The 23331-nt window shown below is 72.2% G+C and carries 21 protein-coding genes; 7 read left to right on the forward strand and 14 right to left on the reverse strand.

The features are described 5' to 3' along the window. Nucleotides 1-882, reverse strand: a complete 882-nt coding sequence (locus IOD14_RS41120) for a hypothetical protein (protein WP_249126195.1) — start codon at nt 880-882, stop codon at nt 1-3. Between the two features lie 80 nt (nt 883-962). On the opposite strand from IOD14_RS41120, the gene IOD14_RS41125 reads away from it, so the two are divergent. After that, complete coding sequence (locus IOD14_RS41125) at nt 963-1541, forward strand: flavin reductase family protein (RefSeq protein ID WP_123989981.1); 579 nt, start codon at nt 963-965, stop codon at nt 1539-1541. Nucleotides 1542-1590: 49 nt separating this feature from the next. On the opposite strand, the gene IOD14_RS41130 is transcribed toward IOD14_RS41125, so the two are convergent. Beyond that, the gene (locus IOD14_RS41130; protein WP_123989982.1) at nt 1591-2922 is read right to left on the reverse strand and encodes an MFS transporter; all 1332 of its coding nucleotides are present in this window, start codon (nt 2920-2922) and stop codon (nt 1591-1593) included. 71 nt (nt 2923-2993) lie between these two features. Here IOD14_RS41130 and IOD14_RS41135 point away from each other — a divergent pair, with 71 nt between their 5' ends. Further along, nucleotides 2994-3971, forward strand: a complete 978-nt coding sequence (locus IOD14_RS41135; RefSeq protein ID WP_123989983.1) for a helix-turn-helix domain-containing protein — start codon at nt 2994-2996, stop codon at nt 3969-3971. On the opposite strand, the gene IOD14_RS41140 is transcribed toward IOD14_RS41135, so the two are convergent. The 3 genes from IOD14_RS41140 to IOD14_RS41150 all read right to left on the reverse strand — a co-directional run bounded on the left by IOD14_RS41140 (nt 3968) and on the right by IOD14_RS41150 (nt 7143). After that, a complete protein-coding gene (locus tag IOD14_RS41140) occupies nt 3968-5017 on the reverse strand; it encodes a Zn-dependent alcohol dehydrogenase (protein ID WP_123989984.1) in 1050 nt (349 codons plus the stop codon). The two genes, IOD14_RS41135 and IOD14_RS41140, sit on opposite strands and share 4 nt — an antisense overlap. Then, on the reverse strand, nt 5017-6168 hold the full coding sequence (locus tag IOD14_RS41145; RefSeq protein ID WP_212672932.1) for an acyl-CoA dehydrogenase family protein: 1152 nt from the start codon (nt 6166-6168) through the stop codon (nt 5017-5019). Before IOD14_RS41145 ends, IOD14_RS41140 begins: the two co-directional genes overlap by 1 nt. A 105-nt stretch (nt 6169-6273) precedes the next feature. Beyond that, a complete protein-coding gene (locus IOD14_RS41150) occupies nt 6274-7143 on the reverse strand; it encodes an SDR family oxidoreductase (protein ID WP_123989986.1) in 870 nt (289 codons plus the stop codon). An 85-nt stretch (nt 7144-7228) separates the two neighbouring features. Here IOD14_RS41150 and IOD14_RS41155 point away from each other — a divergent pair, with 85 nt between their 5' ends. Next, nucleotides 7229-8155, forward strand: coding sequence for a cyclase family protein (locus IOD14_RS41155; RefSeq protein WP_123989987.1), 927 nt, complete (start codon nt 7229-7231; stop codon nt 8153-8155). 316 nt (nt 8156-8471) lie between these two features. Here IOD14_RS41155 and IOD14_RS41160 read toward each other — a convergent pair whose 3' ends face one another. The 3 genes from IOD14_RS41160 to IOD14_RS41170 all read right to left on the reverse strand — a co-directional run bounded on the left by IOD14_RS41160 (nt 8472) and on the right by IOD14_RS41170 (nt 11469). Beyond that, the gene (locus IOD14_RS41160; RefSeq protein WP_123992708.1) at nt 8472-8933 is read right to left on the reverse strand and encodes an ATP-binding protein; all 462 of its coding nucleotides are present in this window, start codon (nt 8931-8933) and stop codon (nt 8472-8474) included. Nucleotides 8934-9441: 508 nt separating this feature from the next. Further along, the gene (locus IOD14_RS41165) at nt 9442-10314 is read right to left on the reverse strand and encodes an acyl-CoA dehydrogenase family protein (protein WP_212672933.1); all 873 of its coding nucleotides are present in this window, start codon (nt 10312-10314) and stop codon (nt 9442-9444) included. A gap of 21 nt (nt 10315-10335) precedes the next feature. Continuing rightward, nucleotides 10336-11469: an acyl-CoA dehydrogenase family protein gene (locus tag IOD14_RS41170; RefSeq protein WP_123989990.1), complete on the reverse strand. Its 1134-nt coding sequence runs from the start codon at nt 11467-11469 to the stop codon at nt 10336-10338. Nucleotides 11470-11599: 130 nt separating this feature from the next. Here IOD14_RS41170 and IOD14_RS41175 point away from each other — a divergent pair, with 130 nt between their 5' ends. Continuing rightward, nucleotides 11600-13108 carry an AMP-binding protein gene (locus IOD14_RS41175; protein ID WP_212672934.1) on the forward strand — a complete coding sequence of 503 codons (1509 nt, stop codon included), beginning with the start codon at nt 11600-11602 and terminating at the stop codon, nt 13106-13108. On the opposite strand, the gene IOD14_RS41180 is transcribed toward IOD14_RS41175, so the two are convergent. Beyond that, complete coding sequence (locus IOD14_RS41180) at nt 13087-13599, reverse strand: EF-hand domain-containing protein (RefSeq protein ID WP_212672935.1); 513 nt, start codon at nt 13597-13599, stop codon at nt 13087-13089. The two genes, IOD14_RS41175 and IOD14_RS41180, sit on opposite strands and share 22 nt — an antisense overlap. 185 nt (nt 13600-13784) lie before the next feature. Next, complete coding sequence (locus IOD14_RS41185) at nt 13785-14165, reverse strand: STAS domain-containing protein (RefSeq protein WP_123992709.1); 381 nt, start codon at nt 14163-14165, stop codon at nt 13785-13787. Nucleotides 14166-14480: 315 nt separating this feature from the next. Between IOD14_RS41185 and IOD14_RS41190 the strand changes: the two genes are divergently transcribed. Together IOD14_RS41190 and IOD14_RS41195 are read left to right on the forward strand one after the other, a co-directional pair. After that, nucleotides 14481-15062 carry a sigma factor gene (locus tag IOD14_RS41190; protein WP_123989993.1) on the forward strand — a complete coding sequence of 194 codons (582 nt, stop codon included), beginning with the start codon at nt 14481-14483 and terminating at the stop codon, nt 15060-15062. A 365-nt stretch (nt 15063-15427) separates the two neighbouring features. Further along, complete coding sequence (locus IOD14_RS41195) at nt 15428-16735, forward strand: maleylpyruvate isomerase N-terminal domain-containing protein (RefSeq protein WP_212672936.1); 1308 nt, start codon at nt 15428-15430, stop codon at nt 16733-16735. Nucleotides 16736-16901: 166 nt separating this feature from the next. Here IOD14_RS41195 and purU read toward each other — a convergent pair whose 3' ends face one another. Further along, nucleotides 16902-17771 (reverse strand): formyltetrahydrofolate deformylase, encoded by an 870-nt coding sequence (gene purU / locus IOD14_RS41200; RefSeq protein ID WP_123989994.1) that lies wholly within the window; start codon nt 17769-17771, stop codon nt 16902-16904. Between the two features lie 46 nt (nt 17772-17817). Further along, nucleotides 17818-18318: a hypothetical protein gene (locus tag IOD14_RS41205; protein ID WP_123989995.1), complete on the reverse strand. Its 501-nt coding sequence runs from the start codon at nt 18316-18318 to the stop codon at nt 17818-17820. A gap of 118 nt (nt 18319-18436) precedes the next feature. On the opposite strand from IOD14_RS41205, the gene IOD14_RS41210 reads away from it, so the two are divergent. Beyond that, nucleotides 18437-19777, forward strand: coding sequence for an ABC transporter substrate-binding protein (locus tag IOD14_RS41210; protein ID WP_212672937.1), 1341 nt, complete (start codon nt 18437-18439; stop codon nt 19775-19777). Nucleotides 19778-19813: 36 nt separating this feature from the next. Here IOD14_RS41210 and IOD14_RS41215 read toward each other — a convergent pair whose 3' ends face one another. Both IOD14_RS41215 and IOD14_RS41220 read right to left on the reverse strand, forming a co-directional pair. Beyond that, complete coding sequence (locus tag IOD14_RS41215; RefSeq protein WP_212672938.1) at nt 19814-21655, reverse strand: hypothetical protein; 1842 nt, start codon at nt 21653-21655, stop codon at nt 19814-19816. A gap of 170 nt (nt 21656-21825) precedes the next feature. Next, nucleotides 21826-23211: a transcriptional regulator gene (locus IOD14_RS41220; protein WP_123989998.1), complete on the reverse strand. Its 1386-nt coding sequence runs from the start codon at nt 23209-23211 to the stop codon at nt 21826-21828. Nucleotides 23212-23331 lie beyond the last annotated feature (120 nt).

Consider the following 23331-nt stretch of genomic DNA (forward strand, 5'->3'; position numbering starts at 1 on the left):
TCAGGGGGCCTGCGTCAGGATCCGCACGTCCGGCGCGTCGGGGTCCCCGAACGGCACGAACAGCTCGGGGTCGGTCTCCGTCCCGCCGATCCTCCAGTACGTCTCCTGCCCGCACCCGCCGTCCAGCCGTACGACGACGCCGTCCCGTCCCTCCCTGCGCAGAGCCCAGGATCCGGTGCCGTCGCACACGGTGAAGGGCGGCTCGGCGTACCAGTCGCCGGACTCGGACTCGGTGGGCAGGGCGGTGAGCTCGGCCCGGCCGTCCGGACGCAGGTGCAGGATCGCGCCTTCGTCGCCTCGCCAGACCCCGGTGAGCTGTCCGGCGGACAGGACGGGAGGCTCGTACTCCTCGACGAGTCCCGTGACCGTGGCCAGCACCCCGCCCAGGAACGTCAGCAGGAACAGCCCGACGGAGGCGAACAGGGAGGGCAGCCACACTCCCCAGAAGCCGCGCGTCCGTCTGCGCAGCCACCCGAGGCCGAGCACCGGAAGCACGCCGAGGGCCGCGAAGAGGGGTGCCGTGGTGGTGAACGGCCAGTCCCACAGCAGCACGGCGACCGCCGCCCAGGCCGCGCCGAGCACCGCGGTGAAGCACAACTGCCAGGCCCACACGGGCCCGCGCGTGCGACGGGCGGCCCGGCGGGCGAGCGTCTGCGCCGGCAGCACCTGCACGACGGCGTGCGCGAGGCCGAGGACCGGCAGGACCAGCGGCGCCACGGCCAGGAGGCACGCCAGGGCGAACACCGCGAAGACCCCGTAGGCGCCCCCGTAGTCGTAGTCGTCGCCCAGCTGCCCGCTGATCCACCAGACCAGCCCGATCGCCGGAAACTGCACCGCGCACACCGCGGCGGCCTCGTTGAGCCGCCTGTTCCCCCACCCCATGGACGCAGCGTACGTGCGGCCTTCGCGGGGGTGCCCCACCCCTTCCCATCTGACGCACCGTCAGCTTCAATGGGGATGTGATGGGACAAGCAGGAATGGCGGAAGCCGCCGTCCGTTACCTGAGGTCGACGGGGACGCGGCCGGTGGAGGCGCTTCCCCGGCCCGAGCTGCGGTGTGTTCGCGAGGACGAACGCGCGCCGCTCGACCCGGCCGAGTTCCGGCGCGTGCTGGGGAACTTCGCGACCGGGGTCACGGTGATCACCGCCCCCGGCACGCCTCCCGCCGGCTTCGCCTGCCAGTCCTTCTCGTCCCTCTCCCTCGATCCGCCGCTCGTCGCCTTCATGGTGGGCCGTACGTCGGCGACCTGGCCGCGCATCGCCCGGGCGGGCGTCTTCTGCGTGAACGTCCTGGGCGCGGACCAGGGCGGGCTGTGCCGGGCGTTCGCGGTGAGCGGCGCCGACAAGTTCGCGGGCGTGACCCACACCCCGGCCCCGGTCTCCGGCTCCCCGCGCCTCGCGGGCACGCTCGCCTGGATCGACTGCACGATCCACGCGGTCCACACCGGCGGGGACCACCTCATCGTCGTGGGGCGGGTGGACGCGCTCGGGACCGGCGAGGACGGGCAGCCCCTGCTGTTCCACCGGGGTCGCTTCGTCTGAGGGACCGGGCCCGCGCGGGCGGTCGCGGAGGGGGCCCTCCGAGCCGCCGTCAGGCGGTCGCGGGCACGGGGGCGGCGGGCCGGCGCCGGATCACCAGGGCCATCAGCGCCGCCGCCGCGCACAGCGCGCCCGAGGCGTACCAGACCATGTCGTACGTGCCGAACACGTCCCGGGCGACTCCGCCGAGGAAGGCGATCAGGGCCGCGCCGACCTGGTGGGAGGCGAGGACCCAGCCGAAGACGATCGCGCTGTCGTCGCCGTACTGCTCGCGGCACAGGGCGACCGTGGGCGGGACGGTGGCGACCCAGTCGAGGCCGTAGAAGACGATGAAGAAGAGCATCGGCGGGTGGACGGAGGGGGCCAGCAGCATGGGCAGGAAGAGCAGCGAGATGCCGCGCAGGGCGTAGTAGACGGCGAGCAGGCGGCGGGGCTCGAAGCGGTCGGTGAACCAGCCGGAGGCGATCGTGCCGACGACGTCGAACACGCCGATCACCGCGAGCAGCGAGGCGGCGGCCGTGACAGGCATGCCGTGGTCGTGGGCGGCGGGCACGAAGTGGGTCTGGATCAGGCCGTTGGTGGAGGCGCCGCAGATCGCGAAGGTGCCGGCGAGCAGCCAGAAGGGGCCGGTGCGGGCGGCCTTGAACAGGACCGTGACCGCTCGGCGCGCGGCGCCCTGGACCGGCGCCGGCTTCGGCACGAACTCCTTGGCGCCGTACGGCTTCAGGCCCACGTCGGCCGGGTGGTCGCGCAGCAGCAGCCAGACGAAGGGGACGACCGCGAGGGCGGCGAGCGCGACCGTGATCGCCGCCGGGCGCCAGTCGTGCTTCTCCACCATCCAGGACAGCACCGGCAGGAAGATCAGCTGGCCGGAGGCGGAGGCGGCGGTCAGGATGCCGGTGACCAGGCCGCGCCGCTCGGTGAACCAGCGGTTGGTGACGGTCGCGGCGAAGGCCAGCGCCATGGAGCCGCTGCCGAGGCCGACGAGCAGGCCCCAGTAGAGCATCAGCTGCCAGGCGGCCGTCATCCACACGGTGAGGCCCGAACCGACGGCGATCACGGTCAGCGCGACCGCGACGACCCGCCGGATGCCGAAGCGGTCCATCAGCGCGGCCGCGAAGGGCGCGGTCAGGCCGTAGAGGGCGAGATTGACCGAGACGGCCGCGCTGATGGTGCCGCGCGACCAGCCGAAGTCCTCGTGCAGGGGGTCGATGAGAAGGCCCGGCAGGGAACGGAAGGCGGCCGCGCCGATGATCGTCACGAAGGTGACGGCGGCCACGAACCAGGCACGGTGCGGTGACACTCTGCGGCTCCGCCGCGGGCGAGAGGTCGGCTGCTTCTCCGGGTGGGCTGCCTGCACGGCGGCTTCGGTTGTCTGGGTCACGACATAGAGCGTGCAGCCTGCGGCTTCCCGGTTCCATTGGCCCGAAGGACAGCATTCGTTAGGATCGGGCCATGAAGCCGCACCGCGTGGTCGTCCTCGCCATGGACGGGGTCCTGCCCTTCGAGCTGGGCATCCCGCACCGGATCTTCGGCCGCCCCCGGGACGCCGAGGGGCGTCTGCTGTACGAGGTCCTCACCTGCTCGATCCGCCCGCCGGGCCCGGTGCAGACCGACGCGGACTTCGCCATCCAGGTCGAGCACGGCCCGGAGCTGTTGGCCACCGCCGACACCGTGATCGTCCCGGCGTCGTACGAACTCGGCCCGGTCTTCGAGCAGGGCGTGCTGACCGGGGAGCTGGCCGCCGCCCTCGCCCACATCCGCCCCGGCACCCGGCTCGCCTCCATCTGCACCGGCGTCTACGTCCTGGCCGCCGCAGGGTTCCTGGACGGCCGCCCCGCCACCACGCACTGGGCCGACTCCGACCGCCTCCAGCGGCTCTTCCCGCAGATCAGGGTCGACCCGGAGGTCCTGTTCATCGACGACGGTGACGTGCTGACCTCCGCGGGCGTCGCCGCGGGCGTCGACCTGTGCCTGCACATGGTGCGCCGCGACCACGGCACGGCCGTCGCCAACGAGGTGGCCCGCCGCACCGTCGTGCCGCCGCACCGCGACGGCGGTCAGGCGCAGTACATCCACCGTCCGGTGCCCGACCCCCAGCAGTCGACCACCACCTCGGCCCGCGCCTGGGCGCTGGGCCGGCTGCACGAGCCGATCCAGCTGCGGGACATGGCCGAGCAGGAGGCCATGTCCGTGCGCACCTTCACCCGCCGCTTCCGCGAGGAGGTGGGCGTCAGCCCCGGCCAGTGGCTCACCCAGCAACGCGTGGAACGCGCCCGCCACCTCCTGGAGTCCACCGACCTCTCGGTCGACCAGGTCGCCCACGACGCGGGCTTCGGCACCGCCCAGTCGATGCGCCAGCACCTGCAGACCGCCCTCGGAGTCACCCCGACCGCGTACCGGCGCACGTTCCGGGCGGGGGTCCTCCGCTAGAAGGTCAGCACGCCCCGGGCCACCCGTCCCGCCTCCGCGTCCCCCACCGCCTTCTCGAAGTCCTCGATCGGGTAGGTCTCGGTGACCAGTTCGTCGAGGAGGAGGCGGCCCTGCCGGTAGAGCTCGGCGTACAGCGGGATGTCGCGTTGCGGGCGGGAGGAGCCGTAGCGGCAGCCCAGGATCGACTTGTCCAGGTAGAGGGAGGAGACGAGGAAGGAGGCCTCGGCCCCCGCCGGGGGCACGCCGAGCAGCACCGCCTGGCCGTGGCGGTCGAGCAGGTCGATCGCCTGGCGGATCAGCTCCACGCGGCCCACGCACTCGAAGGCGTGGTCGGCCCCCGTGGGCAGCACCTCCCGCGCCCCGTCGGCCGAGGTCAGGAAGTCCGTCGCCCCGAACTGCCGGGCCATCGCCTCCTTCGCCGGGTTGGCGTCCACCGCCACGATCCGTGACGCCCCCGCGATCCGCGCGCCCTGGATGACGTTGAGCCCGATCCCGCCGGTCCCGATCACCAGCACGCTCTCCCCCCGGTCCACCCGGGCGCGGTTGAGCACGGCTCCCACCCCGGTCAGCACCCCGCACCCGATGAGCGCGGCGGACGGCAGCGGGATGCCCTTCGGGATCCGGACCGCCTGCACGGCCTTCACCACGGTCCGTTCCGCGAAGGCGGAGTTGGACGCGAACTGGAACACCCTCTCCCCGCCCCGCGAGAAGGGCCGCTGCGGACGCCCGATGGCCTTGCGGCACATGGTCGGCCGCCCCCGGTCGCAGTCGGCGCAGGCACCGCAGTTGGCGAGCGTGGACAGGGCCACGTGGTCACCGGGCCCGACATGCGTGACCCCCTCCCCCACCGCCTCCACCACACCGGCGCCCTCGTGCCCCAGCACCACCGGGACCGGGAACGGAATCGTCCCGTCCACCACGGACAGATCGCTGTGGCACAACCCGGCCGCCGAGATCGCGACCAGCACCTCGCCCGGCCCGGGTTCCCGCACCTCCAGATCGTCGACGACCTGGATCTGCCTCCCGTCGAACAGCACGCCGCGCATCAGACGACCCCCTTGGGTTCCCTGGGCAGACCGAGCACCCGCTCGGCGATGATGGTGCGCTGCACCTGGTCCGAGCCGCCGTAGATGGTGTCGGCCCGCGAGAACAGGAACAGCTGCTGAAGCGCGTCGAGTTCGTACGGCGAGGAGGCCGACCACTCCCCGGGCCCGACCGTGGCCCGCTCCCCGCGTACGAGCATCGCCAGCTCCCCGAGCCGCTGGTGCCACCCGGCCCACAGCAGCTTGGCCGCGCTGGAGGCCCCGGCGTCCCCCGAACCCCCCAGCGTCCGCAGGGCGTTCCACCGCATGACCCGCAACTCGGCCCACTGTCGCACGAGCAGGGCGCGTACGACGGGATCGGCGACCGCGTCGGTCTGTACGGCGGCCCGCACCACCTGCGTCAACTCCTGTGCGAAACCGATCTGTTGGGCCAGCGTGGAAACCCCCCGCTCGAACCCGAGCAGGCTCATCGCCACCCGCCAGCCGTTCCCCTCGCCCCCGACGACATGGTCCGCGCGTGCCTGCGCCCCGTCGAAGAAGACCTCGTTGAACTCACTGGTCCCGGTCATCTGCCGGATCGGCCGCACCTCGATGCGCCCCGGCTGGTCCATCGGAACGAGGAGAAAGGTCAGCCCGTGGTGCCGGGTCGAATCGGGGTCGGTCCGGGCGAGCACGAAGCACCAGTCCGCCTCGTGCGCGAGGGACGTCCAGATCTTCTGCCCGCTGATCCGGTACGTCCCGTCCCCGCCAGGTGCGGCCTTCGTCCGCACCCCGGCGAGATCGGACCCGGCGCCGGGCTCGCTGTACCCCTGGCACCACAGCTCCTCCCCGGCGGCGACGGGAGGCAGGAACCGGGCCTTCTGCTCGTCGGTGCCATGGGCGAGCAGCGTGGGCGCGAGCAGCTTCTCCCCGATGTGCCCGGACCGCGCGGGCGCCCCGGACCGCGCGTACTCCTCGGCCCACACGACCTGTTGGGTGAGCGTGGCGGTGCGGTTTCCGTAGCCGCCCTCCGGCCAGCCGATCCCGATCCATCCGGACTTGCCGAGGGTGCGCTCCCAGGTACGACGGTCCTGGGTCCCGTCAGCATGACCGGCGAGCCATTCCCGAGCTTCCCCCCGAAACGCCTCATCCTCAGCGGCGAATGCAAAGTCCACGGGTTCTCCTCTCCATACCGGTCGCGGTGAACTGCCCAGGGGCGCGGGGAACTGCGCGACAAGCCACGGGCGACCCGCAGCCGCCCCACATCAATCACCGCCGAGCTATGGGGCGCCCGGCCCCGATAGCAACGGCATCGGATCCACCCCGACGCTCCCCGGCAGGAACTCCGCGATGGTCTCGGGGGTCCACCCGCCGGAGGCGTACGCGGCACGCAACTCCCGGGGCTGCGCCCACACCGCGATCTTCGCGCCCGCCACCGTGTACACCTGCCCGGTGATCTCCCGGGCCCGTTCGGAGAGCAGATAGACCACCATCGCGGCCACGTCCTCCGGCTCCCCGATCTCCGCCAGGTCGAAGGGCACGTTCGCCGACATCCGCGTACGGGCGACGGGCGCCACGGCATTCGCGGTCACCCCGTACTTGTGCAGCCCGAGGGCCGCACTGCGCACCAGCGAGATGATCCCGCCTTTCGCCGCGCTGTAGTTGGCCTGCGAGTAGGACCCCTGATGGTTGCCGCTGGTGAACCCGATCAGTGTCCCCGCCCGCTGCTGCCGCATCACGGCGGAAGCCGCCCGGAAGACGGTGAACGTCCCCTTCAGATGGGTCGCGAGGACCGGGTCCCACTCGTCCTCGGTCATGTTGAACAACATGCGCTCGCGCAGGATCCCGGCGACGCAGACCACACCGTCGAGCCGCCCGTAGGAGGACAGCGCGACATCGACGACCCGCTGCCCGCCCGCCATCGTGGAGATGTCGTCGGCCACGGCGACGGCCTCGCCGCCGGCCGCCTCGATCTCCTTCACGACACCGGAGGCCACGTCACTGGTGGGAGAGGCCCCGTCCACGGAGACGCCGTAGTCGTTGACGACGACCCGCGCGCCCTCCGCCGCCGCGGCCACCGCGACCGCCCGCCCGATCCCCCGTCCCGCGCCCGTCACGGCGACGACCCTGCCTGCCAAGAAGTTCCCCACGCCCGGCCCCTTCCCGCGGTTTCTGACGGACCGTTAGATTTTATGACCCGTCAGATGTGCGGACACAAGCCCCGGGGAGGGCCCGATGTCACTTCCGGCCGCGTTCCACGACATTGCCAAGCGCGTGAACAACTGGGGCCGTTGGGGAGCGGACGACGAGATCGGCACCCTGAACCTGATCACCGACGAGGTCGTCCGGGAGGCCGCCGCGACCGTCCGCACGGGCCGCCGCATCCCGCTCGCCCTGCCCCTGCGGCAGGACGGCGTGCAGACCGGGATGATGCCGGGCCGGGTCAACCCGCTGCACACGATGGTGCAGATCAACCAGGAGCTCTTCGGCCCGGGGACCGTCGCGTGCAGCGACGACGCGGTGACCATGGGCCTGCAGGCAGCCACCCACTGGGACGCGCTCACCCATGTCTCGCACTCGGGCCTGCTCTACAACGGCCGTCCGGCAGGCACCATCACCGCGCACGGCGGTGCCGAGTTCAGCGGCATCGACAAGGCGCGGCACGTCGTCTCGCGCGGGGTGCTGCTCGACGTGGCCCGCGCCCGGGGCGTGGAGCGGCTCGACGGGGGGCACGCCGTGACCCCGGAGGACCTGGAGGCGGCCGAGGAACTCGCCGGCACACGGGTGCGCGCCGGGGACGTCGTGCTCGTACGGACCGGGCAGGTCCAGGTGTATCTCGCCGGGGACAAGGAAGCGTACGCCTATCCGTCGCCGGGTCTGTCGGTCCGCACTCCGGAGTGGTTCCACGCGCGCGATGTGGCCGCGGTCGCCAACGACACGCTCACGTTCGAGATCTTCCCGCCCGAGATCGAGGACCTGTGGCTGCCGGTGCACGCGCTGGACCTGGTGGAGATGGGGATGCTGCAGGGCCAGAACTGGAACCTCGAAGAGTTGTCCACAGCCTGTGGAGAAGTCGGCCGGTACGCCTTCCTGCTGTCGGCGATGCCCGAGCCCTTCGTCGGCGGCACCGGAACGCCCGTGGCCCCGGTGGCCGTTCTCTGAAAGGTCGGCCGGCGGCGCGCAGGGCCGCCCCGAGCCCGGCATCGCGCGCCGCCGTCATCGACTTCCTTCCGCCCTGAGGAAATCGACACCGCGTCACGATCCGCACTCGTCGAGGGCTTCCGTCACCGAACCCCTCGGCGTCCCCTCGCGGCGAATCGCTGACCACCAGCGTCATCAATCGAACACGCTGCGTCAACACCCCTACGGGGATTTATTGCTTACGACCCTTTTGTCACGACCGCGCACAGGTGCACATCCCGGCGCACCGCCCCTTCACCGAGGCGGGGTGCGGGGGACCCTTGCGACCGTGCGCCGGTCACACCGCCTCGAACGCCAGGCCCTCGTAGGCCGAGGCGTCGATGCCGCAGGCCTGTGCGCCCCGCCGCGGCTGCTCGCAGCGGTCGAGTTCGCACCAGATGCTCTTGCCCGCGCCCTCGGGGCTCCAGCCCCAGCGGTCCGCGAGCCCGTCGACGAGGGCCAGGCCGCGGCCGCCGGTGGCGTCACCGTCGACACAGCGCGGCACGGGGGCCCGGCCGCTGCGGTCGGCGACCTCCAGGCGGACGGTGGCCGACTCCGCCTCGGCGCCCGGCAGGGACAGCCGCAGCACGGCCGGACGGCCGGTGTGCACCACGGCGTTGGTGACCAGTTCGGACACGAGCAGGATCAGGGTCTCCGCGAGCGGCTCGTCCACCCCTATCCCGGACACGGCGAGCCGCGAGCGGGCCCACCGCCGGGCTCGCCCCACTTCCGCGGGGTCGGGCCGGATCTCCAGCTGCACTTGAAGCACCTGCACCGCTCACACCATCCGAACCGGCGGGCACATGGCCTCGCGCCTCACGAGGGCCACGATCGTAGCCATTTTTTGCATGACCAGAACAACGACCAAAGCCGGGGTCACAGAACGTGAATCCCTTACGGGACAGCATGGTTGACGTACAGTCACGCCAACAAGCGCTTCGGGCATATTCCAGCGCGAAGGAGTACCCGTGCGGGATACTGTGCGACGCTCGCCGCAGGGAGTCGAACAGGCGGTGGACACAGGCCTTCCCGCCCTGCGAGCAGCGGCGCGCACCGCCGGACCCGGGGCCGCCTCATCGGCAACACCGGCATGGCTCGTGCTCGGAACCCCTCGCATCCCACACAAGGTACCGGAGCCGGACTCCGACTCCAGGACGTGACGAGTCACACATAGGACACAACCCGATATCAACGCTCCGTGATTCCGGTATGCCACAATCCGCGACATCCGCTCGGGGCGTGCCCCGGAGCGGGCCGGCCGAGGCGCCTCAGGCCGACAGATCGACGGCGAGCAACTCCTCGCTCTCCGCCCCGCCGCCGCCCCGCCGGGCCCGCACCCAGGCCCGCTTCAGATGCAGGTGCACCTCGCACTCCCAGGTGAAGCCCATCCCGCCGTGCACCTGGAGACAGTCCCGGGCACCCCGCTCGGCCGCCTCGTCGGCCAGCAGCCGGGCCGCGGCGATGTCCACCGGGTCGGCGGTCACGGCGGCCGCGTACACCGCCGCCCGGGCCGTCTCCGCCCGCACCAGCATCCCCGCGCACAGATGCTTCACCGCTTGGAACGCCCCGATCGGCTGCCCGAACTGCTCTCGCGTCCGCGCGTGTTGCACGGCGAGCTCACACACGCGCGTGGCGGTGCCCAGCTGCTCGGCGGCGGTCAGGAGCACGGCGGCCGGGTCCACGGCGGCCGGCGGCGGGTCGGGCACCCGGTGCAGCGGGGTGAGCGGATCCACCGAGTTCAGGGACACGGCCCCGGCGGCCTCCCCCCGGACGACATCGGCCTCCTCCAGCCACTCCACGAGCCCGCCGGGATCGACGTCCGCCACGACGGTCTCCCCCTCGGCGGCCCCGTCCACGACACCCGCCGCGAGGTGGGTCGCCACCAGCGGCCCCGGCAACAGCGTCCGCCCGGCCTCCTCGAACACCAACACGGCCTCCGGCAGCCCGAGTCCGACGCCGCCGCCCGCCTCGGGCACCCGCAGTGCGAAGAACCCGGCGGCCCCGAGCTCCCGCCACAGCGCACGGTCCAGCCCGGGAGCGTCCATGGCGGCGCGCAGTGCCGCGCCGTCGAACCGACGCGCGAGCAACCCACGCACTCCCTCCCGCAACGCCAGTTGATCATCAGTCAGTTGGAACCGCACGTCACGTCCTCCTCCCGACCGCTAGCGCCCCTTCGGCAACCCGAGAACCCGCTCGGCCACGATGTTCCGCTGAATCTGCGAAGTCCCGGCCGCGATCGTGTACGACAGCGAGGACAGCCGGTCCAGCACCCAGGACCGTTCGAGGTCCAGCGACTCGGCGCCCAGGACCTCCGCCGCCGCGTCGTACAGCTCCTGCCTGGCGTGCGAGTACCGGAGCTTGAAGACCGAACCCCCCACCCCCGGCACCCCGCCACTGGCCTCCGCCTCGCTCACGTTCCACTGCGTCAGCCGCCACAGCGCCCGGAACTCGGCGTTCAGCCGCCCGAGCCTGCGCCGCAGCACCGGATCGTCCCAGCGCCCGTTCTCCCTCGCCGTACGGGCGAGTTCGCCCAGCACCCGCCGGCAGGCGACCACCTCGCCCACGAAGGCCGTCCCGCGCTCGAAGGACAGCGTCACCATGGTCACGCGCCAGCCGTCGTTCTCCGCGCCCACCCGGTTCGCCACCGGCACCCGCACCTCGTCGAGGAACACCTCGGCGAACTCGGCGGATCCGGCGAGCGTGCGCAGAGGCCGCACCACGACCCCCGGCGCGGACATGGGCATCGCCAGCCAGGTGATGCCCCTGTGCTTCGGAGCCGCCGGGTCGGTGCGCACCAACAGCTCGCACCAGTCGGCGACTTCGGCGTGCGAGGTCCAGATCTTGGAGCCGCTCACCACGTAGTCGTCGCCCTCTCGGTGCGCGCGTGTGCGCAGCGAGGCGAGGTCGCTGCCGGCGTCCGGTTCGCTGAACCCCTGGCACCAGACCTCCTCGCCGCGCAGGATCGGGGGCAGCCAGCGTGCCCGCTGCTCGGCGGTGCCCTCGGCCGCGATCGTCGGGCCGGCGTGGAGGAGTCCCACGAACCCTGCGCCCACATAGGGGGCGCCCGCGGTCTCGGTCTCCTCCAGGAAGATCAGCCGTGTGGTGGGGGAGGCGTCCCAGTGCACGTGCGCGTACCCGGCGTCGTGGAGCATGCGCTGCCAGCCGAGGTCGTACGCCCGCCGTCCGGGCCAGTCCAGCGGGGACGGCTTCGGCGGCAGCGCGGGGAGCGCCTTGGCGAGCCACTCGCGCAGCCGCGCGCGGAACTCCTCCTCCTCCGGCGTGTACGCGAGGTCCATGACAGCCGCCCCTATCTGATGAGCCGTCAGATTCTGGAAGGCTAAGTCCCGCACCCCTGGACCGACAAGGCGTCCCGCCCTACGCTCTGCCCACGATCTGACTGTCCGTCAGTTCCACAAGGGGGCCGCCGTGACCGACACCGCCCACGCGCTCAGCGCGTCCCGCACCCTCTGGGAGCTGGTCGCCCGCCGTGCCGACCTGACCCCCGACCGCCCGGTCCTCCTGCAGGACGAGCGCACACTCACCTTCGGCGAGCTGCGCACGCGCGGCGAGCGGGTGGCGGCCGGCCTGTACGACATGGGCGTACGCCCCGGCACGGTGGTCGCCTGGCAGCTGCCCACCCGTATCGAGACGGCCCTGCTCTCCTTCGCGCTCGCCCGCCTCGGTGCCGTGCAGTCGCCGGTCATCCCCTTCTACCGGGACCGCGAGGTCGGCTTCGCCCTCAGGGAGTCGAAGGCGGAGTTCTTCGCGGTACCGGGCCTCTGGCGCGGCTTCGACCACACGGAGATGGCCCGGCGGCTCGGCGCCAAGGGTGTCTTCGAGGCGTACGACGACCTCCCGGACGGCGATCCGGCCGTGCTGCCCGCCCCGCCCGCCGACGGCACCTCCGTACGGTGGATCTACTGGACCTCGGGCACCACCTCCGACCCCAAGGGCGTGCTGCACACGGACCGTTCACTGATCGCGGGCGGCTCCTGCCTCGCGCACGCGCTGCGCCTGACGGCGGACGACGTGGGGTCGATGGCCTTCCCGTACGCGCACATCGCGGGCCCGGACTACACCGTGATGCTGCTGCTGTACGGCTTCCCTGCGGTGATGTTCGAGCAGTTCGCGCTGCCGGACGCGCTGGAGGGCTACCGCAGGCACGGGGTGACGGTGGCGGGCGGTTCGACGGCGTTCTACTCGATGTTCCTCACCGAGCAGCGCAAGCAGCCCGGCGTGCCCGTCATCCCCTCGCTGCGACTGCTCGCCGGCGGCGGGGCGCCCAAGCCCCCGGAGGTCTACCACGCCGTCGTCAGGGAGTTGGGGGTGCAGCTGACGCACGGGTACGGCATGACCGAGGTGCCGATGATCACCATGGGAGCCCCGGACGACACGGTGGAGAACCTGGCGACGACCGAGGGCCGGCCGCCGGAGGGGATGTCCGTGCGGATCGTCGACGGTGAGGTGCGGCTGAAGGGGGAGGCGGTCTGTCAGGGGTATCTGGATCCGGCGCAGACGGCCGAGGCCTTCGACGCGGAGGGGTACCTGCGCACGGGTGACCTCGGACATCTCACGGACAGCGGCCATCTGGTGCTCACCGGCCGCCTCAAGGACGTGATCATCCGCAAGGGCGAGAACATCTCGGCCAAGGAGATCGAGGACCTGCTGGCCGCGCATCCGGATGTCGGGGACGTGGCGGTGATCGGGCTGCCGGACGCCGAGCGCGGGGAACGCGTGTGTGCCGTCGTGGAACAGCCCGAAGGGGCCGGACAGTTGACCCTGGACGCCGTGACGGACCATCTGCGCGCGGAAGGGCTGTCCCCGCACAAGCTGCCGGAGCAGCTGGAGGTGGTGGACGCCCTCCCGCGCAACGAGACCCTGCGCAAGGTGCTCAAGTACAAGCTGCGGGAGCGCTATTCGGGGACGGTGAAGTAGCGCGCGAAGGCGGGCACGATCTCGGCCTCGCCGACCTTGCCGTCGCCGTCGGCGTCCAGGGTGGCCGCGGCGGCCCGCGCGAGATCCTCGCTGACGCCCAGGATGCGCAGCACGCGCGCGGTGTCCTCGACGGTGGCGCGTCCGTCGCCGTCCTGGTCGGCGACGTCGATCGCCGCGTGCAGGAAGGGGCGGGCGATCTCGGCGAACCGGTCCGGGTTGTCGCGCAGCCGCTTGAGCGCGCCGTTCACGAACTCGTCGCGGGTGATCCGCTGGTCGCCGTCCCGGTCGGCGATCCCGGCCATGCCCTGCCAGAACGCCTCCGCGCCGAGATACAGCGCCTGTCCCTTGTCGGAGCGTGCCGCCGTACCGAACTCCGTGAGCAGCGCCTTGGCCGCCACGTTGAAGTCCTCGCGGTCGATGTAGCCGTTGCCGTCCTGGTCGAAGGTGGCGAACCGGCCGGCGATCCTGCGCTCGTACTCGCTGCTGACCATGTCTTTTCGGGCCGCCTCACATCACGTCGGGTGCATCTCGCACGGAGCGTACGACGCGAGCGACGCCCCGGGGACCGGAAGACGGCGCTTGTGCCAGGACCGGGGGAATTTTGGGACAACGATGTGGCAGTCGGGGTGCCCCGGGTCACAGCCGTGCGGAGTGGAACGGGTACGGGTGTCCGGGCTCAGGCGGACAGTGGTCCCGCCTCCTCGTCGGTCGCCGAGTCCAGGTCCGGATGGACCTCGAACAGCCGGCGGACGCCCAGGGCGCCGAGGACGCGGTTGACGTGGGAGCCGTCGGCGGCTCCCTGCGCCGGGAGGATCAGTCGCAGGTCGCCCCGGCAGGAGCGGATCAGGCGGCGGGAGGCGATGAGGACGCCGACACCGCTGGAATCGCAGAAATACACCTCGGAGAGGTCGAGGACGAGACTGTGGCGGCCCTCGGCCACCGCGTCGTGCACCCGCTGGCGGAGCACCGGCGAGGTCACCAGGTCCAGCTCGCCCGACACACTGAGCACGGTCCAGTCGCCCTGCTCGTCGCCGGTCACATTGAACGCCACCACCATGCCCTTCATTCGCCGGAAAGCAACCGGAAGCCTTGCTTTCGCTTCCTTGCAGCGTGGCTGCCCAGCGGCGGTTCCCTGAAACACAGACCGAGAAACGGAAACCATTCGAAAGAGGCTTGTTTTAGTCGGCTTCGATCCTGTTCGATCAGGTCTGATCAATGAGTGACCGGGTAGGGGAAGGTCCACTACCACCTGCGGCCCCTCCGGGGGCGCGCATTGGAACAAAGGGGCGTGCGCTGTCGGAGGTGCCGACTACATTCGAGAAGACGGTCGGCGCAGGCTTGACCCGGACACTTCCAGGGGTGAGGGGGCCGCATGGCGAAGAAGGACGCACCGCCCCGCTGGGACCGCAAGATGCAGCAGCGGCTCGCACGCGGTGAGGCGGCCGCCCTCGGCGAGCTCTACGACCGTTTCGCTTCGTTGGTGCACGGTCTCGCCCACCGGGTGCTCGGAGACGAGCGCGCCGCCGACGGCATCACGCGCGACGTCTTCGCCCATGTCTGGGAGCACCCCGAGGCCTACGACCCCAAGCAGGGCCCGCTGCGTTCCTGGGTCGCGGGCCTGACCCACCGCCTGGCCGTGCAGCGGCTGCGCGCCACCGAGGCCGCCGCGCTCGACCGGGGCGGCGAGGGCTCCGCCGAGGAGCTGGAGCGCAAGGTGCGGCACGCCTCGGTCGCCGCCCGCGCCGACTACATCGTCCAGTCCATGCCCACCCCGCTGCGGGCCGCCCTGGAGCTGGCCTACTTCCAGCGCCGCGACTACCGCCAGGCGGCCACCGACCTCAGCATCACCGAGGACGAGGCCCGCCGCCGCCTCCGCCTGGGCCTCCAGCTCCTGTCCACGGCCCACGACACCGGAGCGCCCGGTGCTCCACCGGGATACGGGGGCGCGGCGTGAGCGACCGTTTCGAGGCGTACGAGGAGCGGGACGGGTACGCGGGCCACGGGACCTCTCCCGGGGGGACCGGTGAACCCGACGGTGCCGCGAGCACCGGGGGTACCGGGGAAGGCCGGGGCACCGGGCAATCCCGGGGGACTGAGGAAGGCCGGGGACTCGGGGAAGGCCGAGGGCCCGGAGAAGCCCAAGAACCCGGAGAAGGCCGAGGACCCGGAGAAGCCCAGGGATCCGGGGAAGCCCAAGGACACGGGGAAGCCCAAGAACCCGGAGAAGCCCAAGGGCACGGGGAAGTCCCGGGATCCGGGGACACCGGGCACACGGGCGGCCTCGGGAACGAGGGCGGTGGCGGGAACGGTGACGGTGGCATGGGCGGTACGGACGCCGGCCTCGGCGGGTCGAACCGCCCCGGCGCGGGCGACGACGGCCCGGGGGACCCCGGTGCCGGCCATGGCGGCGGAGCCGAACCCGGCCGTCCGCCCCGGATACCCCTCCCCCGCGCCTCCGTCGAGGACACCGGCCGCCCCCTTCCGGAACTGGACGAGCCGCCCCCGCCCGCTCCCCTGGTCCTGGAGCACCGGGTGCTGAAGTCGCTGCTCGGGGCATGGGCGCTGGCCGCGTGTTCCGCGCAGGAGACGGCCGCCGTGGAGGACCACCTCGGCGTCTGCGGCCCCTGCGCCGACGAGGCGCTGCGGCTGCGTGGCGCGGTGGGCCTGCTGCAGCGGCCGGAGAGCCTCGACCTGGACCCCGGCCTGCGCACCCGCGTCCTCGACGGCTGCCTCGACCGGCGCCCGCCGCGCATCCCGATTCCCGCGTGGGCGAAGCCGTACGACGCCGAGACCGCCCGTCTGGACGCCCTGCTCCAGGACTTCGGCGACGCCGAGTGGCACGCCCCGGTCAGGCTGCGCTGGTTCGACGCCGACGAGGCCACGAGCCGCCGTACGACGGTCGCCGGGGTCATCGCCCACCTGCTGTCGGTGGACGGCCTGGTGGCGGTCGCGCTGGGCCTGGACGACCCGATGGGCGAGGTCCCCGCGGACGCGCCCACGCCGGCCGGCCGCACCGAGGCGTACTGGCGCGCCTCGCACTTCCCGCCGACCCGCTCCGTGCGGGCCCCCTGGCGCGAGCAGAGCCACGACCTGGTCCGCACGGTGTCGTTCACCGGCGGCACCGCAGGCAAACTCGAGGTGGCCTACGGCGACTTCACGCTCCCCCTCCACGACGCGATGCTGGACCGCGCCTTCGAGTGCTGGGTCCACGCGGAGGACATCGCGGAGGCGGTCGACTACCCCTACGACCCCCCGTCCCCCCGCCACCTCAACAAGATGATCGACCTGGGGGCGAGGATGCTGCCGGCTGTGCTGGCGGAACGGCGCCGGCGGGGCCTGGCGTCACCGGCCCTCGGCCGGCATCTCGTGAGCGCGGGGAATCCCGGCCGCACACTGCGCCTGGAGATCGAGGGCCTGGGCGGCGGCGAGTGGCTGATCCCCCTGGACTCCCCCGCGGCGGTGGGCTCGGCGGACCACGAGGTGGCGCATGTGGCGCTGGACGGCGTGGAGTTCTGCCGGCTGGCGGCGGGCCATGTGCCTCCGGCGGAGGCGGCGGCGGGGCAGCGGGGTGATCGTGAGGCGATCAGGGACGTCCTGTACGCGGCGGCGAGCCTGAGCCGGATGTAGGGGCTGGTTGCGGTTCGTCGGCGGCTGCGGATGGTGGGTGGTTGCTCGCGCAGTTCCCCGCGCCCCTGAAAAACACGTTCAGCTGAACTCGCTCAAGGGGCGCGGGGAACTGCGCGACCGGCCCCCACTCGCCCGCAGCCGCCCGACGCCGAACACCCCCGAGCTCCTAGGCGAACACGACCGTCCGCCGCCCGTTCAACAGAATCCGCCGCTCCGCATGCCACTTCACGGCCCGCGCCAGCGCCTGGCACTCCACGTCCCGCCCGATCGCCACGAGCTGGTCCGGCGTCACGTCGTGTCCCACCCGCTCGACCTCCTGCTCGATGATCGGCCCCTCGTCGAGATCCGCGGTGACGTAGTGCGCCGTGGCCCCGATCAGCTTGACCCCCCGCGCATGAGCCTGGTGATAGGGCTTCGCACCCTTGAAGCTCGGCAGGAACGAGTGGTGGATGTTGATGATCTTCCCGCTCAGCTGCTTGCACAGGTCGTCGGAGAGCACCTGCATGTACCGGGCGAGCACGACCAGCTCGACGTCCTGCTCCCGCACCAGCTCGAGGAGTCGCGCCTCCGCCTCGGCCTTGTTCTCCCGCGTCACCGGAATGTGGTGGAAGGGAATGTCGTACGACCCCACGAGCTCGGCGAAGTCGGTGTGGTTGGAGACCACCGCGGCGATCTCCACCGGCAACGCACCGATGCGCGCGCGGAAGAGCAGGTCGTTCAGGCAGTGCCCGAACTTGCTGACCATCAGCACGACCCGCATCCGGTCCTCGGCCCGGTTGATCTGCCAGTCCATGTGGAAGGAGTCACCGATCGCCGCGAACGACGCCCGCAGCTTGTCCACGGTGACCGGCGGCTCCGCCGAGAAGTGGACGCGCATGAAGAACAGACCCGTGTCGTGGTCGCCGAACTGCTGGCTGTCCTCGATGTTGCAGCCGGTCATGAAGAGGTAGCTCGACACGGCGTGCACGATGCCCTGCTTGTCGGGGCAGGACAGGGTCAGGACGTACTGCTCGGCGGGGGCGGACTGCGCATTCATGCAGGACAGGGTCGCATATCCGCCCGCGCGCCCCACACCGCGTCCGTCACGCGGACCGGGTCATGATCTGGAGCACCTGGAGCGTGCGGGGCGGCGCGTCGGGATCGTCCCCGTCGGCCACCGCCATGCGTACGTGCGCGTCCCGCGCCGCCCGCACCGCGTCCGGCCACCCCGGGTTCTCCATGTACACGGAGACGGGGGCGTCGGGACCGACCTGGTGCATGATCCGCAGCACCCTGAGGACGGCGGTGTCGACGAGGGCCGCTTCCTGGGAGTCCCGGAAGATCGTGCCGACGTATTTCTCGGCGGACCAGTTGTCCAGCCAGGTGTCCTCGACGAGGCGGTACACGGCGTCGGTGACGTCCCCGTACCCCTCGACGCCGGCCAGCCAGACGTTCTGCTGGAAGGTGGGGTCGGAGAGCATGTGCAGCGCGGAGCGCACATTGCTGCGCCAGCGCCACCACGGCATGTCGTTGAGTGGCATGCCGCCCATGGTGGAGGAGCGACGGCCGCGACGGGAAGAGTTCTCCGAACCTTGCACGGTCACCGATCGTACGTTCTTCCCCCATACGTGCCGCGCAGGCCCCCGCTGTTCACTCTCACGTCACCATCCGTTGACCGAGGGTCACATTCGAGTTGGCGATGTGACGGAAGCGTGTGTGCCCATGACTGGCAGGCGATTCATGCGAAGCACCTTCCTCCTCAGGCACCACCGGCCCGTCAGAGCCACCCTCCTCGCGGCTGGGGCGCTGGTGACCTGTGCCTCGCTCGCCGTCGGCTGCGGGGTCGTCCCCGGTACCACGGGGGGTGCCGGGGGCGACCCGATCAAGGTCATGACCTGGGCCCCGTCGGACACCAAGTCGACCAACAAGCCCGGCATGCCCGCCTTCGCCCAGGCCTACGCGCGCTGGATCAACTCCAGGGGCGGTATCAACGGCCGCAAGCTCACCGTCCTGACCTGCAACGACCACAACGACGGCGTCTCCGCGGCGAAGTGCGCCCGGCGTGCGGTGAAGGAGAACGTCGTCGCGGTCGTCGGCTCCTACAGCCAGTACGGCGACTCCTTCTTCCCGCCGCTGGAGGGCGCGGGCATCCCCTACATCGGCGGTTACGGCGTCACCAACGACGAGTTCACCAGCCCGCTGTCCTACCCCGTCAACGGCGGCCAGCCCACCCTGCTGGCCGGCCTCGGCAAGGAGCTCGCCGCGGCCTGCGGCAACGTCACCCTGGTACGGCCGGACACCATCGTGGGCGACGAACTGCCCGTGCTGCTGGACTCCGGGCTGACCACCGGCGGGCACCGGGCCGCGAGCGACGTGCCGGCGGCGGACGACGCCACCGAGTACTCGGCGCAGTCGACGAAGGCACTCGACGGCTCCACGTCCGGTGCCCCCGGTTCGGGGTCCGCCAAGAAGGGGTGTGTGGTACCCGCCCTCGGCGACCGCACCAGCACCTTCATGGACTCCTTCCGGCGCGCCCGCGAGGACTACCCGGCCGTGCGCACCGCCATGGCGATGGGCAGCGTCGACCAGACGGTGATCGACGCCTCCGGCGGGGCGTCGGGGCCCTACGAGGGGTCGTACATCACCGGCTGGTACCCGGTGGAGAGCGACGCCCGCTGGGACGCGATGAAGAAGGTCATCAACGCGGAGGCATTCGGCGACAACCGCATCGACTCGGCGGACGCGGGGGTGCAGACCACCTGGATCGCCTACACCGTGTTCACGAAGGCCGTCGAGTCGCTCGGCGGCGGCGAGGTGTCCGCCGACAGCGTGCGCGCCACCCTCAACGACGGTCTCAAGATCCCGACCGGCGGTCTGACGCCGACCCTCCAGTGGACCACCCGCGACACCTGGAGCTCCGCCGACGACCTCGCCTCGGTCGGCTTCCCGCGCATGGTGAACGCCCATGTGACGCTCCAGGTGGTGCGCCAGGGCCAGCTCGTGGCGGCGCACCAGGGCTTCACCGACGTGACGAAGACCCTCCAGAACGCGGACGTCAACTGACCCGCGGGGGGCGCCTCGACGCCCCCCGCGAACCGCTCACAGCTGGGTGGCCGCGCGCTCGGTCAGGCTGTACTTCCTGGCGATCGCGTTCCACAGCTGGGCCGCCCTGGCCTTCTCGGTGCTCGCGGTGCCGCTGTCCCGGTTGCCGGCCTGGGTCTGGCCCGTGACGCGGGCCTGGCCCTTCTTGCAGCCCTTGCGGCCGGCCGCCTGGTCCGCCCAGGCCGCGTAGTGGTTGTCGGCGGACGCGGACGCCTGCCAGGCCTTGGTGAGGGAGTCGGTCAGCTCGGCGTGGCCCGGCAGTTGGCCGACGGACAGCGCCTTGAGCCGGGTCACCAGGCCGGTGCGCTGGGCGGCCGCGTCCCGCAGGTCGTTGGCCGCCTGGCCGAGGTTCTTGCAGGACTTCACGTTCGCCACCGCGCTGATCACCGAGGAACGGCTGTTGCCGCTGTCGGCGAGCAGCTTGTCCAGCTCGACGGCCTGCTGCTTCGCGGCGTCGGAGGACGGCGAGGCGGAGCCTTCGGTCGCGGGGGCCGTCGCCGACACGGTCTGGTTCTTGTCGCCCCCGTCGCCGCCCCCGCCCCCGGCGAGCAGCGCGCCCGCGCCGATGCCGAGCACGACGATGCCGATGCCCACGGCGGCGATGACCGGCACGCGCGAGCGTCCGCGGCCGCCCCGGTCGCCCTCGTCGTGGACGTCACCGCCCTGCGGGCCGTACGGCGGCTGGGCGCCGTACGGAGGTTGCTGGGCGCCGTACGACGGTTGGGCCCCGTACGACGGCTGCTGGGCCCCGTACGCGGGCGGTACGGCCTCGGGCTGGGCGAACCGCGGCATCTGCTGTGTGGACGCGGCCCCGCCGTCACCGCCGCGGAAGAGGTTGTCGAAGTCGGAGGGCGGCTGCCGCTCCCCGCCGTAGGGCGCGCCGGGAGCCTGTCCGGGCACGGGCGCTATGAACTGCGTGGCCTCGGCGTCGGGGCCGGTCCGACCGCCGTACGGGGCCTGCGGGTGCTGTCCCGGGAAGTGCGCCGCCTCGGCGGACACCTCGGGCGGGAGCGCGCCGGGGCGCACGGGCGGCAGGAACTGGGTGGCTCCCTCCGGGCCGGCGGGAGCGGCCGTGACCGGCGGGATGAACTGGGTGGCTCCCTCGGGACCGGCGGGGGCGGCCGTGACCGGCGGGATGAACTGGGTGGCGCCTTCGTCGGCGGGCGGCAGCGGCGCGGAGGCGGGGGTGCCGGGGGCCGAGGGAAGGGGCTGGCCGACGGGCGGCAGGTAGTAGGAGGTCGGCTCGTTGGTGTCGTAGCCCTGCGCGGGCTGCTGCTGCGCGCCGGTCCCGGGAGCCTCGTAGGACGCGACCTGACCCTGCTGCGGGGGCAGCGGCTGCGACTGCGGCTGGGCCTGGGGGGCGGACTGGCCCACGGGCGGCAGGTAGTAGGAGGTCGGCTCGTTGGTGTCGTAGCCCTGCGCGGGCTGCTGCGGCGGCAACGGCTGCGACTGGGGCTGGGCCTGGGCCGGTCTGGCGTCGGGCTGCTGGGGTGTGCCCCAGTCCTGGGCGGGCGGCTGCGACCAGACCTGGGTCTGCGGCTGCGCCTGGCCCTGCTGCGGGTCGGGGCCCCACGGGGTGCCCCAGGACTGGGCGCCGGGCGGCTGGCCGTAGGCGGGGTCGGCGACCGGACCGGACTGACCGGTCTGCGGAGGGCTGCCGTAGCCGCCCTGCGCGGGGCCGCCGTAGCCGCCCTGCTGCGGGGGGCCGTATCCGGGCTGCGGACCGCCGCGTCCACCCGTCTGTCCCGGCAGCAGGGGTTCCCCGCCGTCGGAGGGCAGCACGATGCCTTCGCGCGCTTCGCGCGCCGAGGGCTGCTCGCCCTGTCCACTCTGCGTCACCGGGACTCCTACTTATGGGGGAACTTCGGAATCGTCGGCTCACGCTACCGGGTCCTCCGAGCCCGGTGCCACGTAGCACAGGACGTGACCTGCGTCCCTGTGACCGCAGTAACAAATCCCGGGAGATCACGTGACAGTTCCGGGCCCGTGTCCGCTGTACATGTCCTCCTTTACGCGGCGGCCTGAAGGTCCAGCCGGGCCCCGAACTCCCGGACGACGGCCTCGTCCCGGAACGGCTCCAGGCGCTGCTGGAAGTCGTCGAGGTACTCCGCGCCCCGGTTGGAGCGGACGGTCTCCAACAACTCCACCGCTTTCAGGCCGGTGTTGCAGGCCTGCTCGATCTCGCGCTGCTGCACCTGCGCCGAGGCCAGGAGGACCAGGCCGATGGCCCGCCGGCGCGCCTTGTTCTCGGGGAGTCCGTCCAGCGACTCCTGCGCGCACCGCGCCGCCGCGTCGGCCTGGCCGAGGTCGCGGTGGCAGTGGGCCAACTCGTCGGCGAGGTAGGCCTCGTCGAAGTGCGCGATCCACGCCGGGTCGTCCCCGGAGGAGGGGTCGGCCGCCTCCAGTGCGTGCACCGCCCGCCCGGACGCCGCCTGGGTGGCCCGCACGTCGCCCATGAGCGCGTGCCCGCGGGCCTCCGCCGCGTAGAACATCGCCTCCGCGCGCGGTGTCACCCGGCCTCGCGCCCCTTCCTGCGCCGCCCGCGCCAATTGGGCGATCTCGCGCGGGTTCCCGAGCTGTGCGGCCAGGTGGCTCATGGACGCGGCGAGCACATAGCCGCCGTACCCGCGGTCGCCCGCCGCCTGCGCGAGCCGCAGCGCCTGGATGTAGTACCGCTGGGCCAGGCCCGGTTGGCCGGTGTCGATGGCCATGTACCCGGCGAGCTCGGTCAACCGGGCGACGGCGGCGAAGAGTTCCCGCCCGATCGCCTCGCGGTACGACCCCGCGAGCAGACCGGAGACCACGCTGTTGAGGTAGTGCACGACGACCGGGCGCACATGCCCGCTGCCGTACTGGTGGTCCAGGTCGACGAGGGCCTGGGTCATCGCGCGCACGGCGGCCACGTCGGACTGCCCCACGCGCGGGCCCGCCTGGCGTGCCACCTGCGAGTCGGGCGAGGAGATCAGCCAGTCGCGGCTCGGCTCGACCAGCGCGGACGCGGCGACCGAGGAGCCGGACAGGAAGTCCCGGCGTCCCACGTCGCTGCGCCACAGCTCACACACCTGCTCGATGGCGCCCAGTACGGTCGGCGAGAACTGGAGCCCGACGCCGGAGGCGAGGTTCTTGCCGTTGGCCATGCCGATCTCGTCGATCGTGACCGTACGGCCGAGTTTGCGTCCGAGGGCCTCCGCGATGATGGCGGGCGCCCGGCCCCGCGGCTGCTGTCCGCGCAGCCAACGGGCCACGGACGTCTTGTCGTAGCGCAGGTCGAGGCCGTGCTCGGCGCCGCACATGTTGACGCGGCGGGCGAGCCCGGCGTTCGAGCATCCCGCCTCCTGGATGAGCGCCTGCAGCCTTTCGTTCGGCTGCCGCGCGACGAGCGGCCTTGCGGCCATTGGCGTACCCCCTGTGGCTGCGGTGCCTGCCCACGCACCGAGTTGACGTGTCTTCCACCGAAAAGTTCCGGCCGTGAAGATCAATGCCCCGCCAACGTGTCGAAAATGCGAGGCATGCGA

Source organism: Streptomyces sp. A2-16, assembly GCF_018128905.1.
Lineage (GTDB): Bacteria > Actinomycetota > Actinomycetes > Streptomycetales > Streptomycetaceae > Streptomyces.

Bases quoted from the DNA above. Each gene is read 5' to 3' on its own strand.
- IOD14_RS41190 (WP_123989993.1), top strand. From the start codon at position 14,481: ATGGCGAAGAAGGACGCACCGCCCCGCTGGGACCGCAAGATGCAGCAG.
- IOD14_RS41125 (WP_123989981.1), top strand. From the start codon at position 963: ATGGGACAAGCAGGAATGGCGGAAGCCGCCGTCCGTTACCTGAGGTCG.
- IOD14_RS41210 (WP_212672937.1), top strand. From the start codon at position 18,437: ATGACTGGCAGGCGATTCATGCGAAGCACCTTCCTCCTCAGGCACCAC.
- IOD14_RS41185 (WP_123992709.1), bottom strand. From the start codon at position 14,165: ATGGTGGTGGCGTTCAATGTGACCGGCGACGAGCAGGGCGACTGGACC.
- IOD14_RS41180 (WP_212672935.1), bottom strand. From the start codon at position 13,599: ATGGTCAGCAGCGAGTACGAGCGCAGGATCGCCGGCCGGTTCGCCACC.
- IOD14_RS41140 (WP_123989984.1), bottom strand. From the start codon at position 5,017: ATGCGCGGCGTGCTGTTCGACGGGAGGCAGATCCAGGTCGTCGACGAT.
- purU (WP_123989994.1), bottom strand. From the start codon at position 17,771: ATGAATGCGCAGTCCGCCCCCGCCGAGCAGTACGTCCTGACCCTGTCC.
- IOD14_RS41120 (WP_249126195.1), bottom strand. From the start codon at position 882: ATGGGGTGGGGGAACAGGCGGCTCAACGAGGCCGCCGCGGTGTGCGCG.
- IOD14_RS41135 (WP_123989983.1), top strand. From the start codon at position 2,994: ATGAAGCCGCACCGCGTGGTCGTCCTCGCCATGGACGGGGTCCTGCCC.
- IOD14_RS41220 (WP_123989998.1), bottom strand. From the start codon at position 23,211: ATGGCCGCAAGGCCGCTCGTCGCGCGGCAGCCGAACGAAAGGCTGCAG.
- IOD14_RS41155 (WP_123989987.1), top strand. From the start codon at position 7,229: ATGTCACTTCCGGCCGCGTTCCACGACATTGCCAAGCGCGTGAACAAC.
- IOD14_RS41195 (WP_212672936.1), top strand. From the start codon at position 15,428: ATGGGCGGTACGGACGCCGGCCTCGGCGGGTCGAACCGCCCCGGCGCG.
- IOD14_RS41170 (WP_123989990.1), bottom strand. From the start codon at position 11,469: ATGGACCTCGCGTACACGCCGGAGGAGGAGGAGTTCCGCGCGCGGCTG.